1 pseudogene is annotated in these 259 nt (G+C 64.9%); it reads right to left on the reverse strand.

The annotated features are described in order from the left end of the window. Positions 1-259 (reverse strand): annotated as a pseudogene (locus tag SB751_RS32385) (UDP-phosphate galactose phosphotransferase); the annotation flags it as partial.

Here is a 259-nt window from a genome sequence, read left to right on the forward strand (position 1 = left end):
GCCGGTCGTCAGCGTCCAGTAGATGAACCACGGCAGTTGCAGCAGATGATCGTGATGAATCGCGTAAAGCAGCACGAGGCCGCAGAGCTGCACGGCGAGCCACGCGAGCGCCGTGCGTCCCGCGACGCTGAAAATCGAGCGGCTGCCGCGCGAGCCGTAAGTGCCGCAAGCCGGAAACACCGAGAGCGCCAGTGCCGCACAAAACGCCACCAGCGTCGGATCGGGATGATGTGCCGCGCCGACCTGCGTGAAATTCAGG

The organism is Cupriavidus sp. SIMBA_020, assembly GCF_046535395.1.
In the GTDB taxonomy this organism is placed as follows: domain Bacteria; phylum Pseudomonadota; class Gammaproteobacteria; order Burkholderiales; family Burkholderiaceae; genus Cupriavidus; species Cupriavidus campinensis.